Origin of the sequence: Sphingomonas sp. 22R3R2A-7, assembly GCF_036856055.1 — a bacterium.
In the GTDB taxonomy this organism is placed as follows: domain Bacteria; phylum Pseudomonadota; class Alphaproteobacteria; order Sphingomonadales; family Sphingomonadaceae; genus Sphingomonas.
Map to the genome: position 1 here is coordinate 296,228 of NZ_JASPFR010000001.1, position 15,732 is coordinate 311,959.

At 67.4% G+C, this 15,732-nt stretch carries 11 protein-coding genes and 1 pseudogene; 4 read left to right on the forward strand and 8 right to left on the reverse strand.

The window, feature by feature from the left end:
- Window positions 1-33: 33 nt before the first annotated feature.
- The 4 genes from QP165_RS01370 to QP165_RS01385 all read right to left on the reverse strand — a co-directional run bounded on the left by QP165_RS01370 (window position 34) and on the right by QP165_RS01385 (window position 5,455).
- The gene (locus tag QP165_RS01370) at window positions 34-1,326 is read right to left on the reverse strand and encodes an OmpP1/FadL family transporter (protein ID WP_333993299.1); all 1,293 of its coding nucleotides are present in this window, start codon (window positions 1,324-1,326) and stop codon (window positions 34-36) included.
- A gap of 53 nt (window positions 1,327-1,379) precedes the next feature.
- On the reverse strand, window positions 1,380-1,790 hold the full coding sequence (locus QP165_RS01375) for a DUF2147 domain-containing protein (protein WP_333993301.1): 411 nt from the start codon (window positions 1,788-1,790) through the stop codon (window positions 1,380-1,382).
- A 210-nt stretch (window positions 1,791-2,000) separates the two neighbouring features.
- Window positions 2,001-4,319, reverse strand: a complete 2,319-nt coding sequence (locus QP165_RS01380; RefSeq protein ID WP_333996903.1) for a 3-hydroxyacyl-CoA dehydrogenase/enoyl-CoA hydratase family protein — start codon at window positions 4,317-4,319, stop codon at window positions 2,001-2,003.
- Window positions 4,319-5,455: a thiolase family protein gene (locus QP165_RS01385; protein ID WP_192139056.1), complete on the reverse strand. Its 1,137-nt coding sequence runs from the start codon at window positions 5,453-5,455 to the stop codon at window positions 4,319-4,321. The genes QP165_RS01380 and QP165_RS01385 overlap by 1 nt, the downstream gene beginning before the upstream one ends.
- Before the next feature lie 133 nt (window positions 5,456-5,588).
- On the opposite strand from QP165_RS01385, the gene QP165_RS01390 reads away from it, so the two are divergent.
- From QP165_RS01390 to QP165_RS01400, 3 genes are read left to right on the forward strand one after another with little or no spacing between them, the layout of a single operon-like run.
- A complete protein-coding gene (locus tag QP165_RS01390; RefSeq protein ID WP_333993303.1) occupies window positions 5,589-7,373 on the forward strand; it encodes a long-chain-fatty-acid--CoA ligase in 1,785 nt (594 codons plus the stop codon).
- The gene (locus tag QP165_RS01395) at window positions 7,327-7,671 is read left to right on the forward strand and encodes a MerR family transcriptional regulator (protein ID WP_443019251.1); all 345 of its coding nucleotides are present in this window, start codon (window positions 7,327-7,329) and stop codon (window positions 7,669-7,671) included. The genes QP165_RS01390 and QP165_RS01395 overlap by 47 nt, the downstream gene beginning before the upstream one ends.
- Before the next feature lie 56 nt (window positions 7,672-7,727).
- The gene (locus QP165_RS01400) at window positions 7,728-7,928 is read left to right on the forward strand and encodes a hypothetical protein (RefSeq protein ID WP_333993306.1); all 201 of its coding nucleotides are present in this window, start codon (window positions 7,728-7,730) and stop codon (window positions 7,926-7,928) included.
- A 3-nt stretch (window positions 7,929-7,931) separates the two neighbouring features.
- Here the strand turns inward: QP165_RS01400 and QP165_RS01405 are convergent, their stop codons facing one another.
- On the reverse strand, window positions 7,932-9,359 hold the full coding sequence (locus QP165_RS01405; RefSeq protein ID WP_333993307.1) for a dihydrolipoyl dehydrogenase: 1,428 nt from the start codon (window positions 9,357-9,359) through the stop codon (window positions 7,932-7,934).
- A gap of 106 nt (window positions 9,360-9,465) precedes the next feature.
- Between QP165_RS01405 and QP165_RS01410 the strand changes: the two genes are divergently transcribed.
- Window positions 9,466-10,092, forward strand: a complete 627-nt coding sequence (locus tag QP165_RS01410; protein WP_333993308.1) for a glutathione S-transferase family protein — start codon at window positions 9,466-9,468, stop codon at window positions 10,090-10,092.
- Between the two features lie 48 nt (window positions 10,093-10,140).
- Here the strand turns inward: QP165_RS01410 and QP165_RS01415 are convergent.
- The 3 genes and pseudogenes from QP165_RS01415 to QP165_RS01425 all read right to left on the reverse strand — a co-directional run bounded on the left by QP165_RS01415 (window position 10,141) and on the right by QP165_RS01425 (window position 15,692).
- A pseudogene (locus QP165_RS01415) lies at window positions 10,141-12,229 on the reverse strand (glycoside hydrolase family 97 protein).
- Window positions 12,226-13,842 (reverse strand): alpha-glucosidase, encoded by a 1,617-nt coding sequence (locus QP165_RS01420; RefSeq protein ID WP_333993309.1) that lies wholly within the window; start codon window positions 13,840-13,842, stop codon window positions 12,226-12,228. Before QP165_RS01420 ends, QP165_RS01415 begins: the two are co-directional and overlap by 4 nt.
- The gene (locus tag QP165_RS01425) at window positions 13,842-15,692 is read right to left on the reverse strand and encodes an alpha-amylase family glycosyl hydrolase (RefSeq protein WP_333993310.1); all 1,851 of its coding nucleotides are present in this window, start codon (window positions 15,690-15,692) and stop codon (window positions 13,842-13,844) included. Before QP165_RS01425 ends, QP165_RS01420 begins: the two co-directional genes overlap by 1 nt.
- Between the last annotated feature and the right edge of the window lie 40 nt (window positions 15,693-15,732).

Here is a 15,732-nt window from a genome sequence, read left to right on the forward strand (position 1 = left end):
TGCCCCTCCCCGTGCGGGGAGGGGCTGGTGGCGTCAGAACGAGACGCGAGCGCCGAGCGAGGTGACGATCGCGCTGGCGTCGCGGAGCGCGCCGTTGGTGCGGATGATGCTGCCCGCGACCAGAGTGGCGCGGTCGATCGTCGTGTTCTCGAAGTCGACATATTGCGCGGCGGCGTCGACCGCGATGCGCGGCGTCAGCTGGTAGGAGGCGCCGGCGGCATAGGTCCAGCGATCGGCGTCGGGGACGCGCGCGTCGCGCTGGCCGTCCTGCGTCGGCGTCTTGGTGCGCTGGACACCGCCGCGCACCGTCAGCTTGGGCGTGACGTCATAGTCGAGACCGCCCGCGAGGCTCCAGCTGTCGCGGTAGTTTTCGGGGATCGACGTGTTCAACGGTGCGCCGAGATCGATCGTGTCGAACTTGCTCCAGTTGAACGCGATGACCTGGGCGTTGAGCGTCAGCTGGTCGGTGGCGCGGACGCGGCCCGCGACGATGACCTGGCCCGGCGTGTTGAACTCCGCGGTCGCGCCCGAGATGTCGGTGTTGCCGCCGGCGAGCGGGCCGAGCAGGCCGGTGACGACGAGGTCGCCCTTCAGCTTGTGGCGGATGCTCGACTTGTAGGTGACGCCGACGGTGGCGAAATCGTTGTGGAGCTGGACGCCTGCGGTCCAGCCGAGATCCCAGCCGTCGCCGCTGAGTTCCTGGCGGCCGTCGGGCTGTGCCGCGGACACGTTGGGGAGCGCGTTGCTGAGGATCGCGTCGGTATATTCGACGTTGAGCGCACCGCCGACACGGAGCCAATCGGTCAGCTCGACGCCGATCGAGGGCTGGATGTCGATCGTGCGCAGGCGGGTTTTGTCCGCGCTGTAGCGGGCCCAGCTGTCGGCGTCATAGTTGGTCGTGAAGCTGAACGGCGAGGTGACGACGAGGCCGACCGCGATCCGATCGGTCAGCGGATAGGCGACCGCGCCCGACGGGACGACGCCCTTGTTGACCGGGTCGCTCGAGTTCGACTGGCCGCTGATCGCGGTGCAGGGCTGGCCGCCCGGACGGCAGATCTGCGAGCCGGTGTCGATCACGTCGCCGCGCGGGATGATTGCGCTGGCGCTGAGCGTCGCGCTGCCGTCGCGGATGCCCGCGATCGCGGCGGGGTTCCACCAGAGCGATGCGGCGCCGGTATCGGCGGCCTCACCCGAGAACGCACGACCCGCGCCGCGTGCCGACTGCGCCTGGAGATAGAAGGCGTCGGCATAGGCGGTGCTGGCGAACCCGAAAGCGGAGACGAGCGCGGTCACGGCCAGCAACGGGGCCTTGGTACGAAACGACATTTACAAAATTCCTGAACGCTAACTTTTTAGGGAACGTGAGGGGAGACCTGGGATCAGCGGACGCGCGTCCAGGTCTGCGTCTTGCAGAGTGGGAAGAAGACGCAGCCGCGCAGCTTGAGCTGGTTCGCGCCGACCGGGGTGATCTTGCCGCTATAGGTCTTGCCGTCCTCGGCATTGTAGACCTGGCCGCTGCTCCAGACGCCGTCCTTGTCGGACTTGAAGCCGCTGAGCATTTGCATGCCCTGGATCGGGCGGTTGCGCAGCGCGGCGTTGCTGTTGTTGGCGTCCTTCATCGACGGGTTGGCGCGCAGCGCGTCGGAGGTCAGGATCTTGCCGCAGATCGAGGTGCCGCAGCGCGCGATCTCGACGATGGCGTTGTGCGTCTCGGTCCGCCAGCGGCCGATCGCGGTGTCGGCGGTCGCGGGGGCGCCGGCGAGCAGCGCGGCGATCATCATCAGGGACATCGTCTATCCTCTCCTGGTGTCGGGACGCCGCATGTGTACGGTCATCCGCTGTCTTGACGAGACCCGCGACCTAATCGCGAGCCTGCTGCCGTATACGGCAGCTCTTCGCCCCGCCTAGATTTGTACGAACAATAGTCAAGTGTTCTTACTGATCCGGGCGGGTGAAAAAGCGTTCATGCGGGTGTTCCCCGCTTGCGCGGGGGAACTGCCTCAGTTGCGCAGTGGCTTGCCCGTCTGCAGCATGTGAACGACGCGCGCCTGGGTGCGCTGGTCCTTGACGCTTGCCATGAAGGCGGCGCGTTCGAGGTCGAGGAGCTGCGCCTCGGTGACGGTGTCGACGAGGTCGGCCTCGCCGCCGGTCAGCACCTCGGCGAGACGGTCGGCGACCACCACGTCATAGTCGGTCGCCATGCCCTTCTTGTGGAAGTCGGACACCGCCATCGACAGACCGGTACGACCGCTCGCGCCCGCCAGACGGAAGGTCGGCGGCTCGGGGGCGACATAGCCCTCGACGAGCGACAAGGCCTTCGCCTTGGCGTCGGCGAGCAGGCGGTCGCGGTTCATCGTGATGCCGTCGTCCTTGCGCAGGATCATCATCTCCTTCGCCTCAGCCGCCGACTTGGCGACCTGCGCGGTGGAGACCGCCTGGAACACCTTGGTCAGCGCGGGCATCGGGCCGTTGGGGAGCGTACGCGACCTGGTCCAGCGATCGAGCATTTCGCCATTGCCGCCCCAGCCGGGGACCAGCCCGACGCCGCATTCGACGAGGCCGGCATAGGTCTCGGCATGCGCCTGGACCGCGTCCGAGTGGAGCAGCATCTCGCAGCCGCCGCCGAGCGCGAGCCCGGCGGGCGCGCTGACGACGGGGAAGGGCGCGTATTTGAGCGCCTTGTACGCCTGCTGGCCGCGCGAGACGCTGGCCTCGACCATGTCCCACAGGCCCGCACCGACCGCGAACATCGCCGCGCCGAGATTGGCGCCCGCCGAGAAGTTGCTGCCCTCGTTATAGACGACCAGCGCCTTGAAGCGCTCGCGCACGACCGGGACCGCCTCCTCGATGAGCGCGATGACCTGATCGTCGAGCGCGTTCATCTTGGTGTGGAATTCGAGCGCGGCGACACCGTCGCCGACGTCCCAGAGCGACGCCGAGGCGTTGGTCAGAACGGGCTGCGTCCGGAGCTTGATGTCCTCGAGCAGTTCGACACCGTCGGCACGCGGCACGTCGACATAGTCGCCCGCGGTGGTCAGATACTGGCGGTTGCCGTTCTCGACGCGGTAGAAGGGGCGGTCGCCGGCAGTCTTCAGGATCGCGGGCACGTCGCGGCCTTCGGCGGCGAGGCGCTGCGCGAGCAGGCCGGGGCCCATACGGTCGATCAGCTCGAACGGACCGTATTTCCAGTTGTAGCCGAGCTTCATCGCGTCATCGATGCCGATGATGTCGTCGGTCGCCTCGCCGACGAGCATCGCGGCGTAAGAGAGCACGCTGCCGAGGATCGTCCAGGCATAGGTGCCGATCTTGCCGGGTTCGGCGATCAGCGCGGCGAGATCCTTGCCGGTCTTGCCGGGCAGGTCCGCGGGCTTCGCCTCGGGGCGATAGTCGCCGGTCGCGAGGTCGAGCGACAGCTTGGTGCGCGTCGCCTTGTCGAAGCGGTAGAAGCCGCCCTTGCCCTTGCGGCCGGTAAAGCCCTCCGCGATCATCTTGTCGACGAGCGGCATGTCGCGGACGGTGTCGAAATAGGGATCGCCCGTAGGGAGCGTCGACGAGAGACTCTTCGACAGCAGCGGCATCAGGTCGACGCCGACGAGGTCGACGAGGCCGAAGATCCCGGTCTTGGGCACGCCCATCGGCCGGCCACCGATCTGATCGGCTTCCTCGACGGTCAGCCCCTGGTCCATCGCCGCGTTGATCGCGATCGCCAGCCAGTAGGTGCCGATGCGGTTGGCGATGAAGCCGGGGGTGTCCTTCGCGCGGACGATGCGCTTGCCCATGAAGCGATCGACGAAATCCTCGACCTTCTCCGCGACCGCGACGTCGGTATGCTCACCGCGAACGATCTCGACCAGCCGCATGTAGCGCGGCGGGTTGAAGAAATGGGTGACGAGGAAATCGGCCTTGAACTGGTCCGAGCGGCCGTCGACGAGATGGCCGAGCGGGATCGTCGACGTGTTCGAAGACACCGCGGTGCCGGGACGCTTCAGCGCCTCGAGCTTGGCATAGAGCGCCTGCTTGATATCGAGCCGCTCGACGATCGCCTCGACGATCCAGTCGCACTCGGCGACGCGGTCGAGATGGTCGTCGATGTTGCCCGTCTCGACCAGCTTGGCCGCACGCTTCGACATGAAGGGGGCGGGGTCGGTTTTGAGCATCTTCGCGACTGCGCCCTTGGCGACCGCGTCGCGATCGTCACCCTCGCGGGGGACGATGTCGAGCAGCAGCACCGGGATGCCGGCATTGGCGATCTGCGCGGCAATCCCTGCGCCCATGACGCCTGCGCCGATGACGCAGACCTTTTTAATCCGATCGACCATCATGCGCGCTCCAGCACCGTTGCGATGCCCTGACCGCCGCCGATGCACTGGGTGGCGAGCGCGTAGCGGCCACCTTCGCGGGCGAGGAGCGACGCCGCCTTGCCGACGATGCGCGCGCCGGTCGCGCCGAGCGGATGGCCGATCGCGATCGCGCCGCCATCGAGGTTGATCGTCTCGTCCTTGAGCCCGAGGTCGCGGATGCAGGCGATCGCCTGGCTCGCGAACGCCTCGTTGATCTCGACCACGTCGAGGTCGGCGACGGTGATGCCGGCGCGCTCCATCGCCTTTTGCGAGGCGTAGATCGGACCAAGGCCCATCGTCGACGGCTCGTTGCCCGAGACCGCGACCGACTTGATGCGCGCGAGGATGGTCAGGCCGTGCTTGGTCGCGAACTCTTCCGAGGTGACGAGGACGGCGGAGGCGCCGTCGGTCAGCGGCGACGAGGTGCCGGCGGTGACCGAGCCGTCCGCGCTGAACGCAGGCTTCAGGCCCGCGAGCGCTTCGGTCGTCGTGCCGGCGCGGATCGTGCCGTCCTGGCTGACCGGGCCGGCCTTGGTCTGGATCGTCACGATCTCGTCGGAGAGGCGGCCATCGGCGCGAGCGGCGGCGGCCTTGTCCTGGCTCTTCACCGCGAACGCATCCTGCTCGGCGCGCGTGATCTGGTAATCGCGCGCGACGTTCTCGGCGGTCTCACCCATGCCCATATAGGCGCCGGCGTTCTTCTTGAAGAGATCGGGGTTGGGGAGCGGGTTGTAGCCGCCCATCGGCACGCGGCTCATCGATTCGAGGCCGGCGCAGATGAATGCGTCGCCAGCGCCGATGTTGATCTGGCCGACCGCGATGTGGATCGCGCTCATCGACGAGCCGCAGAAGCGGTTGACCGTCATGCCGCCGACCGACAGCGGCAGGTCGGCGAGCAGGCCGATCATCCGCGCGACGTTCAGGCCCTGCTCGCCTTCGGGGAAGGCGCAGCCGAGGATGATGTCCTCGATCGCGGCAGGATCGACGCCGGTCTTGTCGAGCAGGCCGCGGATCGTCTGCGCGGCGAGATCGTCGGGGCGGACGCGGGCGAGATCGCCCTTGCCGGCAAGATGGAACGGCGAGCGGGCGTACCCGGCGATGACGACGTTGGTCACGATGATCCTCTCCAATTGCAATCGGTCCGCTTAAGACTTGCGGGCTACCCTTAAGGTGCGATACCTCTCCTATACGTCAAGGTGATGCGGCCTACAATATCAGTCGAGAGCGCACGCCGAAAAGGAGAGAGAGATGCTGGACACCGACGGCCGTGCGATCGGCGTACCGCTAGAAGGCGAAGCGCGTTTGCTGGGCGACATGCTCGACACGGCGGTCCGCCGATTCGGGTCGCGGACGGTGCTCGATTTCCTCGGGTCGACGATGACCTATGCCGAGCTTGGCGACGCGGTCACGCATGCGGCGCGGGGGTTGCAGGATCTGGGCGTGGTGAAGGGGACGCGGGTCGCGCTGTGCCTGCCGAACACGCCTTATTATCCGGTGCTGTTCTTCGCGGTGCTGAAGGCGGGCGGGATCGTCGTCAACGTCAACCCGCTCTATGTCGAACGCGAGCTGTGCCACCTGCTGAAGGATTCGGGCGCGGAGATCATCGCGACCTGCGACATTACAGAGATCCATGCGCGCGTGCTGAAGGTCGCGGGCGAGACGGGGCTGCGGCATGTCATCACCTGCCCGATCGCGGGCGCGCTGCCGACGCTGAAGTCGATCGCCTACCGCATCTTCAAGCGCGCCGAGATCGCGCGCGCGCCGAACGACGCGCGGCATCGCAGCTTCGACTCGCTGGTGCATGCGAAGGGCGCGCCCACGCCGGTCGCGGTGACGCCGAACGAGGTCGCGGTGCTGCAATATACCGGGGGGACGACGGGCGAGCCCAAGGCGGCGATGCTGAGCCACGCCAATCTGGTGTCGAACGCGGATGCGATGATGACGTTCGTCGGCGGCGAGACGCCCGAACAGGACCGGGTGATGGGCGCGCTGCCGCTGTTCCACGTCTTCGCGCTGACGACGGTGCTGACCTATTCGATCCGTGCGGGCGCGCAGATGATCCTGTTGCCGCGGTTCGAACTGCAGCAGCTGCTCAAGACGATCGTGCGGACCAAGCCGACCTATTTCCCCGCGGTGCCGACCATCTATGCCGCGATCACCAAGGCGGCGGAGACGCAGCCGATCGACCTGTCGTCGATCCATGCGTGCATCTCGGGCGGTGCGCCGTTGCCCGCCGAAGTGCGTACCGCGTTCGAGGCGGCGACAGGGTCGAAGCTGGTCGAGGGTTATGGCCTGTCGGAGGCGTCGCCGATCATCACCTGCAATCCGATCGAGGGGCTGAACAAGCCGGGATCGGCGGGGCTGCCCTTTCCCGGCACGATCATCGAGATCCGCGACCGCGAGGACCCGACCCGGCTGCTGCCGGTCGGTGAGAATGGCGAGATTTGCGCGCGTGGCCCGCAGGTTACGCAAGGGTATTGGCACAAGCCGGAAGCGAGCGCTGCGCTGTTCGCGGACGGGGCGCTGCGCACCGGCGACGTCGGGCATCTCGACGCGGACGGCTATCTGTTCATCGTCGACCGGATCAAGGACCTGATCCTGTGCGGCGGCTACAATGTCTATCCGCGGGTGATCGAGGAGGCGCTGTACGAGCATCCCGCGGTCGCCGAGGTGGTGGTGATCGGGGTCGCCGACGCCTATCGAGGACAGGCGCCCAAGGCGTTCGTCACGCTGGTCGAAGGCGCGGTCGCAACCCCTGTGGAATTGCGTGATTTTCTGCGCGACAAGATCAGCAAGATCGAGCTTCCCCGCGAGGTCGAAATCCGCGACACTCTGCCCAAGACGTTGATCGGCAAGCTATCCAAAAAGGAACTTGTCGCGGAGGAAGAGGCCAGGCTGGCAGGCGCAATGCCGGCCGGGGCAGCGTCGGGGAGAGGGGAGCGACACCGTGAACGAGCGGCAGGACGATCTTACCGGGATTCAGGACGTGTCGCAGGCGCTGGGGGTCAGCGCGCGGACGCTGCGCTTCTATGAGGACAAGGGGCTGATCGAGCCGTGCCGGATCGGCACGACGCGCGTCTATACGCGGCGCGACGTCGCGCGGATGCAGCTGATCCTGCGTGGCAAGCGGCTGGGATTCTCGCTGCGCGACATCGAGGAGTTTCTCGACCTGTACGACGCGGATCCGCAGCATGTCGAACAGATGCGCGCGCTCGCCGAACGCTGTCGCCAGCGGATCGACGACCTCCAGCAGCAGCAGGATGCGATCGCGCAGACGCTGGCGGAGCTCGAGAAGATCGAGGCGCAGGCGCTCGAGCGGATCGCGTCCTGACCGGCGTGTAACGCGCGGCGGTTGCACCGCGCGGCGCAGCGCGGCAGGGACGCGGGATGCGTACCATCTCCTCCGCCGTCGGCGTTCGGCTCTATCATCTCGACGATGCGCTCGAGGGCGGGGCGGCGACGACCTTGTTCTACGGCCCGCTCGGCGAGGCGCTGGCGATCGCCGCGCAGCAGGACGAGGAGGTCCAGGCGGGGCTGTACATCGCGACCGAGAACGACGTCGTCGCCTATCTCGACCTCGACGAATGAGGCTCAGGCGCCCGCGGTGAAGCCGTCGTCGCGGTCGGCGGGGACGGGCGCGCTGACCGCCTTGCAGATCGCGCGGAGTGCGGGCTTCAGCCCCTCCTCGAGCGTCGGGTGATAGAAGGGCATGTCGAGCAGGTCGGTCGCGGTGCGGCCCTGCTGGATCGCCCAGGCAATCAGGTGCGCGCTGTGCTCGACCCCGGGGGCGGCCATCGTCGCGCCGGTCAGCCGGCCGTTGCCCGCCTCCGCATAGAAGCGGACGAGGCCGGCGGTGCGCGCCATGACCTTGGCGCGACCCTGATCCTCGTAGGAGGCTTCGCCGATGACGATGCCGTCCTGGTCGTCGGGGGTGATGTCGCCGATGACCGCGACGGTCGGGTCGGTGAACATGATCGCGAGCGGGACCATCCGCGGGCCGGGGGTGACGTCGGGGAACTGCGCGGCGTTGCGGCCGGCGATCATCCCCTCGGCAGACGCTTCGCCGAGCACGGTGCGGTCGTGATCCGCGTCGCCCGCGATGAAGATCGGCGCGTCGCCGCACTGCATCGTCGTCCTGTCGAAGAGCGGCGTGCCGTGATCGTCGAGCGTGATCCCGGTGGTCTCTAGCCCGAGGCCCTTGAGCCGCGGCGGGCGGCCGGTCGCGACGAGCAGATAGTCGAAGCGGCGGGATCCCGACTGCGCGCCCGACCAGGACAGGCGGACGCCACCGCTGTCGGGTTCGGCCTTCAGTTCCATTTCGAGATGGATCGGCAGTTCCTCCTCGAGGATCGCGTGGAGCACCGCCGAGACCTTCTCGTCCTTCAGCGCGGCGAGGCCGGGGGACTGGTCGAACACCATCGTCTCGACGCCGAGCCGGACGAGCGCCTGCGCGAGTTCGAGGCCGATCGGGCCCGCGCCGATCACGCCGACCGAGCCGGGCAGGGTCGGCAGCTCGAAGATCGTCTCGTTGGTCAGCACGCGGTCGCGCACCGCGTCGAAACTGTCGGGGATGTTCGGGTAGGAGCCGGTCGCGATCACGATGGCCTTTGCCGTGACGGTGCGGCCGTCGTCGAGCCGGAGCGTGGTCGCGTCGACGAAGCGTGCGCGGGCCTCCACCTTCACGCCGTCGGGGAGCTTGTCGAGCGAGTCGCAGACGCCTGCGACGAACGCGTCGCGTTCACGCTGGACGCGCGCCATCACCGCAGCGCCGTCGATCTTCGGCTCTGCGGCGATGCCGAAGACCGATGCCTGGCGGACCGCATGCGCGGCGTGGGCAGCGGCGATCAGCAGCTTGGAGGGCATGCAGCCGACGCTGGCGCAGGTGGTGCCCGAAAAGGTCTCGTCGATCAGCAGCGTGCGTGCGCCGTTGCGCCGCGCGTTGCGTTCGGCCGCGAGCCCGGCGGTGCCCGCACCGATGATCGCGACGTCGCAGGTTAAATCGGGGCTGGTGTTCGGCATGATCGACTCCGTCTCCGGAGCATTCCGGTCATGGCAGCGAAACCTTCCAACCGCCTGACCCGTTCCGCATGCCGATCCGATAATCACCACGATCCGAGGACCCGCCATGCTGACCGTCCATCACCTGAATTTCTCCCGGTCTTTCCGTATCTTGTGGCTGCTGGAGGAACTGCAGCTGCCTTATGAGCTGGTCCGGTACGAGCGCGATGCGAGCTTCCGCGCGCCCGCGTCGTTGAAGGCGGTGCATCCGCTGGGCAAGGCACCGATCGTGCAGGACGACGAGCTGACACTCGCCGAGAGCGCGTCGATCCTCTCCTATCTCGATCGCAAGTACGGCGGTGCGCGGCTCAGCCCGCCCGAGGGCACGCCCGAGGCGGCGATCCATGACGAATGGCTGCACTATGTCGAGAGTTCGGCAGCGTTCCCGATCATGATGACGGTGATCGGCAAGATGATGGGCGGACTGCCCGAGGGGCTCGGCAAATTCTCCGAGCCCGAGGTCGCCAAGACCTTCGCCTATATCGCCGACGGGGTCGGCGAGGGGCCGTATCTGATGGGGGCCAAGCTGACGCTGGCGGATATCCAGATGTCGTATCTTCTTGCGACCGCGGAGAGCGCGGGGCTGCTCAGGGGACAGCCGGAGGTGAGCGGCTATTTCGAGCGGCTGAAGGCGGTGCCGGGCTATCAGAAGGCGATCGAGATCGGCGGGCCGCTGTCGCCACCGCGGCGCTAACAGGTGAGGGAACCGGCGCTGCGATACGGCAGCGCCGGTCCCGCCGGATCAGCGCGCCTTGAAGCGGATCGCCTGCCCGCCGCCGGGGGCGAGCGCGAGCGTCAGCGTGTCGCCCTTGCGGACGCGCTTGGTCTCGATCGTGATCGCGTGGCGTGCGGTCGTCTTGTAGTCCGCGCCGGGGCCGTCGCGGTAGATCTGCGCGGTGTAGGTCCGGCCGGCGTCGAGGAAGTCGAGCGCGACGGTGAGCGTCCGGGCATTCTCGTCGGTGACGCTGCCGACATACCAGTCGTTCGACTTGCGGTCCTTGCGCGCGAAGGTAACGAAGTCGCCGACCTCGCCGTTGAGCACGCGGGTGTCGGACCAGTCGGTCGGCACGTCCTTGATGAACTGGAACGCGGCGGGGTATTTCGCGTAATTCTCGGGCGTGTCCGCCGCCATCACGACGGGCGAATAGAGCACGACGTAGAGCGCGAGCTGCTTTGCGATCGTCGACAGGAGGTCGCTGTCGTCGGTGCCCTTGAGGCTGAGCACGCCGGGGGTGAAGTCCATCGGCCCCTCGAGCATCCGCGTGAAGGCGAGGTTGGCCTCATGCTCGGGCGGGTTCTTGCCGGCCCAGCTGTTATATTCCATCCCGCGCGACCCCTCGCGCGCGATCCAGTTGGGATAGGTGCGGCGCAGGCCGGTGTCCTTGACGGGCTCGTGGCTGTCGATCGACACCTTGTACTTGGCGGCGGTGGTGACGACGCGGGTATAGTGGTTCACCATCCACTGGCCCTCATGCCATTCACGGTGCTGAGACCCGTCGGGATCGACGCGTTCGATCTGGCCCGCGTCGGTGACATAGCCTGTCTTGATCGCGGGGATGCCGTGATCGCGTGCAAAGGCGAAGGCGCGGTCGAGCTGGCCGTCATAATGGCTGGCCGAGCCGCCGGTCTCGTTATGCCCGATCAGGTAGACGCCCTTCGACTTCGCGTATTTCGCGAGATAGCCGGCATCGAAATCGGCGGTCGGCGTGTCGAACTGCATCGCGGTGCCGTCGCCGAACCAGTCGCCGTCCCAGCCGACATTCCAGCCCTCGACGAGGACGCCGGGGATTTTGTTCGCGCTGGCAAAGTCGATATAGGTCTTCACATGCGCGGTGGTGGCGCCGTGATTGGGGCCGGTCGCCCAGCTCCACTTGCCGGTGATCATGTTCCACCAGACGCCGACGAACTTGCCGGGCTTGACCCAGCTGACGTCGCCCAGCTTGTTCGGCTCGTTCAGATTGAGCTCGATATGGCTCATGTAGAGACCGGGCGCGTCGTCCGAGAGGATCAGCGTGCGCCACGGCGTCGCGAACGCGCCGGTCCGCGTGACCTTGGGCGCGCCGGCACCGGGGGTCAGCACCGCCTTCAGCGTGTTGCCCTCGACCTTGGCGACGTTCATGCCGGCATAGTCGACGAGCGCCGCCTCGTGCAGCGCGACATGCGTGCCGCCCGCGAGCTTCAACGTGATCGGCGTCGCGGCGGTGCCGACATCGGCGAGCGGCGTGCGGTTGTAGAGATATTCCTCGCGATTCCATTCGAAGCCGGGCTTCCACCAGGCGGTCGCGTCCTCGGCAAAGGCGAACTGCGTCAGCTCCTCGGCGATGTTCACCGTCTTGAAATTGGGCTGGCCGGGGAAGACGTAGCGAAAGCCGATGCCGTCGTCCTGCAGCCGGAAGACGACGTCGATCGCGCGCTGCAGCCGGTCGGTCTCGCGCAGGCGGACGCGCATCTCGGTGTGGTTGTCGCGGATCGTCTTCCACTCGCCCCAGGGCTGCGTCCATGTCGAGATCCGCCTTGTCGCGGGTGACGGTCTCGATCTTCAGATGCCGGTCGAACTTGGGCGCGTCGGTGAAGAGGAAGCCGAGCCGCGACGGCTTGACGATCAGCGTGCCCTTGCGCGTGACGCTGTAGGTCGCATGGCCTTCGCCGTCGGTCGCGACGGTGACCGCGATGCTGCCGTCGGGCGAGGTCGCGATCGCCGAGGGGATCGTCGGGACGGGCTGCGGCTTGATCGTCTCGTTTGTGGTGACGGCGGGGGCTGCCTGATCCTGCGCGATTACGGGCGCGGTCGTCGCGAGCAAAGTCGCGAGGGTCAGCGAGAGGGTCTTCATGATCCGGTCCTTTCGGCGATCAGCGCGGCATAGCCACCCAGTCGCCCTGTCGTGGCGTCGTTGATGCTTTCGAGGACGCGCCAGTCGCCGGCATCGGCGGGGCTCCAGTCGATCGACGCAGCACCCATGTTGAAGACGCAGAGCAACGTCCGGTCGCCGTCGTGGCGCTCGAAGGCGAGCAGTGTGTCGGTGACCTCGGTCAGCACCAGATCGCCGGTCGCGAGCGCGGGAATCGCGCGACGCAGCGCGAGCAGGCGGCGGGTGAGCGCGAGGAGCGAGTCGGGATCGCCCTCCTGCCGGTCGACCGCGAGCGCGGGATGGTCCGCACCGACGGGCAGCCACGGCGTCGCGTTAGTGAAGCCTGCATGCGGCGCATCGGCCTGCCACGGCATCGGCGTGCGTGCGCCGTCGCGTGACAGTGTCAGCGGCCAGTTGGCGATCGCCTCGGGATCCTGGAGCTGGTCGAACGGCACCTCGACCTGCGTCAGGCCCAGTTCCTCGCCATAATAGAGAAAGATGTTGCCGCGCAGGCAGACGAGCAGCGCGATCTTCATCCGCGCGAACGCGTCGCGCTGGTCGGGCGCGATCCAGCGCGAGACGGCGCGCGGCGCGTCGTGGTTCTCGAACGCCCAGCTCGGCCAGCCCATCTCCGCGTCCGATGGCCAGAGCGTGATCGCGTCGGCGACGGTCTTCGGGCTGAGCTCGTTGGCGTAGAGGAAGTCGAAGCCGTACGCGCTGTTGAGCCGCGTCTGGCCGCGCGTGAACAGCTTCATCTCGCGGTCGCTGTCGGCGCCGCCGACCTCGGCCACGGTGAAGCGGTCGCCATAGCCGTCGATCAGCCGCCGCAGCCGTTCGAGGAACGCGGGGATGTCGGGATGGCTCTGGTTGTGGACATGCGCCTGAAAGTCGAAGGGGCGCGTCTTCAGGCTGTTGTCGGTGACCGGCGGATTGTCGGTCAGCGCGGGGTCGTGCATCGCGAAGTTGATCGCGTCGAGCCGGAAGCCGTCGACGCCGCGGTCGAGCCAGAATTTTGCGGTGTCGACGATCTCGTCCTGAACGTCCGCATCGTGAAGGTGGAGCTGTGGCTGCTCCTTCAGGAAATTGTGCAGATAATATTGGCGACGGCGCGCGTCCCAGGTCCAGGCGGGGCCGCCAAAGACCGACTGCCAGTTGGACGGCGGGCTGCCATCGGGCTTGGCGTCGGCCCAGACATACCAGTTCGCCTTGGGGTTGGTGCGCGACGAACGGCTCTCGACGAACCAGGGATGCTCGTCCGAGCTATGGCTGTAGACCTGGTCGATGATGATCTTGAGCCCGAGCGCGTGCGCGCGCGCGATCAGCGTGTCGAAATCGGCGAGCGTGCCGAAGATCGGGTCGACATCGCGGTAGTTCGCAACGTCATAGCCGAAGTCCTTCATTGGCGACGTGAAGAAGGGCGAGAGCCAGACCGCGTCGACGCCGAGGCTCGCGACATAGTCGAGATGGCGGGTGATGCCGGGCAGGTCGCCGATGCCGTCGCCGTTCGAGTCCGCGAAGCTGCGCGGATAGATCTGGTAGATGACCGCGCCCTTCCACCAGGGTCGGTGCACGGGCAGGCTCGTATCGTCGGGCATCAGCGGGTCTCCGCGGCGCAGACCGCATAGCCAAAGGCGGGGATCGTCAGCGTGACGCTGCCGGGGGCGGTCGCGCGCGCGGCGCAGGCGCCGGCGAGCGTATCGAAGCGCGTCGAGCGAGTCTCGACCTGGATCGCGCTGGTCAGCGGCTTGGCGCTGGTGTTGTACGCAAGGAGCATCTCGGCGCCGGTCACGGGATCGAAACGCGAGACCGCGAACAGGCCGGGCGTATCGCCGCGCGCGCGGACGAGCGTGCGGCCGCGGGTGAGCGCCGGGTGCGCGACGCGGAGGCGGGCGAGCTCGGCGATCTGGCGGAACAGCGGGTGGGTCGTACCGAAACTGGTGGTCGCGGTGGTCGCGTCGGTGCCGACGAGGCGGTTGTCGTTATAGACCGCGACCTTCGAGGCGAACATGTCCTCGCGTGCATCCTGGTCGTCGCCGTCGCCGGCAAAGCCCTGTTCGTCGCCCGAATAGATGGTCGGCACGCCGCGCAGCGTCAGCAGCATCGCATGGCCGAGCTTGACGCGGGCGAGCACCTCGGCCTCGCTCGCATTCGGGTTGAGGCGGCGGACGTCGCGCGCGAAGCGGCCCTGGTCGTGATTGCCGAGGAAGGTCGGCAGGATCATCGCGGTGTCGGCGCCGTGCTCGTAGAGCGCATCGCCGTCGAACAGCGCGGCGAGTTCGTTCGTGCCCTTGTTGCCCGCGACGACGTCGGTCACGCCCCAGCGGAAGCCGAAGTCGAGCACCGCGGGCAGCTTGTCGACGCGGGTGAAGCGCGCGAGATAGCCCGGATCCATCGTCCCATAGGCGACCTCGCCGAAGATGTGGAAATTGGGGATGCCGTTCGCTTTGGCGCGGTCGAGCATCGCGGGCGTGAAGGCCTGCCAGAATTCGGGGTTCACGTGGCGCGCGGTGTCGATGCGGAAGCCGTCGACCTTGAACCGGTCGATCCAGCTGCCGAAGATGTCGATCATCCCCGACACGACGCGGGGGTTCTCGGTCGCGAGATCGTCGAGGCCGGAGAAGTCGCCCATCGTCGAGCTCTCGTCGGTGAAGGTCGAGTCGCCGCGGTTGTGGTAGTAGATCGGGTCGTTGAGCCAGGCGGGGACCTTCACGGTCCGTTCCTTCGCAGGGACATAGGGCGTGTAGGCGAAGCCGGGGTCGGTCAGCCGCGCGAAGTTTTCGGGCGTGTGGACGGCGTCGCCCGCGAAGCCGGGATTGATCGGCTTGCCGCGCAGCCCGAGCTTGCGCTGATAGGGATAATTAGCGCGGTCGCGATAGGCGCAGGGGGTGCCCTCGGTGCATTCGCGGTACTGGATCACGTCGGCGGTGTGGTTGATGATGATGTCCATATAGACCTTCATCCCGCGCGCATGCGCCGCGGTGACGAGCGCGGTCATGTCGGCATTGGTGCCGAGATGCGGATCGACCTGCGTGAAGTCGGTGATCCAGTAGCCGTGATAGCCCGCGGACTCCCGGCCGGGCGCGCCCTGGACGGGCTTGTTCTTGAAGATCGGGCCGAGCCAGATCGCGGTCGCGCCGAGATCCTGGAGATAGCCGAGGCGCTTGGTGAGGCCCTTGAGGTCGCCGCCGTGATAGAAGCCCTTGGCGGTCGGGTCGAAGCCGGTGACGCGGCGATCGCCGGTCAGGCCGCCGCGGTCGTTGGCGGGATCGGCATTCTCGAACCGGTCGGGGAGGACGAAATAGATGACCTCGTCCTGCGGCAGCCGCGCGCGATAGTCGGTCGCCGGTGCCGGCTTGCGTGCGGCCCGCGATGCCGGGCCCGGGTCTGCGATGGCGGGCGAGAGCGCTAGCAACCCTGCCAGGATGGTGGCGACGCTCTTGATCATCGGATGTCCTTTTCGCACCGGAACTCGGTGACGGCGCCAC

Excerpts from the sequence above, each read along its gene's own strand:
- QP165_RS01370 (WP_333993299.1), bottom strand. The coding sequence starts at position 1,326 with ATGTCGTTTCGTACCAAGGCCCCGTTGCTGGCCGTGACCGCGCTCGTC.
- QP165_RS01375 (WP_333993301.1), bottom strand. The coding sequence starts at position 1,790 with ATGTCCCTGATGATGATCGCCGCGCTGCTCGCCGGCGCCCCCGCGACC.
- QP165_RS01380 (WP_333996903.1), bottom strand. The coding sequence starts at position 4,319 with ATGGTCGATCGGATTAAAAAGGTCTGCGTCATCGGCGCAGGCGTCATG.
- QP165_RS01390 (WP_333993303.1), top strand. The coding sequence starts at position 5,589 with ATGCTGGACACCGACGGCCGTGCGATCGGCGTACCGCTAGAAGGCGAA.
- QP165_RS01400 (WP_333993306.1), top strand. The coding sequence starts at position 7,728 with ATGCGTACCATCTCCTCCGCCGTCGGCGTTCGGCTCTATCATCTCGAC.
- QP165_RS01405 (WP_333993307.1), bottom strand. The coding sequence starts at position 9,359 with ATGCCGAACACCAGCCCCGATTTAACCTGCGACGTCGCGATCATCGGT.
- QP165_RS01410 (WP_333993308.1), top strand. The coding sequence starts at position 9,466 with ATGCTGACCGTCCATCACCTGAATTTCTCCCGGTCTTTCCGTATCTTG.
- QP165_RS01420 (WP_333993309.1), bottom strand. The coding sequence starts at position 13,842 with ATGCCCGACGATACGAGCCTGCCCGTGCACCGACCCTGGTGGAAGGGC.
- QP165_RS01425 (WP_333993310.1), bottom strand. The coding sequence starts at position 15,692 with ATGATCAAGAGCGTCGCCACCATCCTGGCAGGGTTGCTAGCGCTCTCG.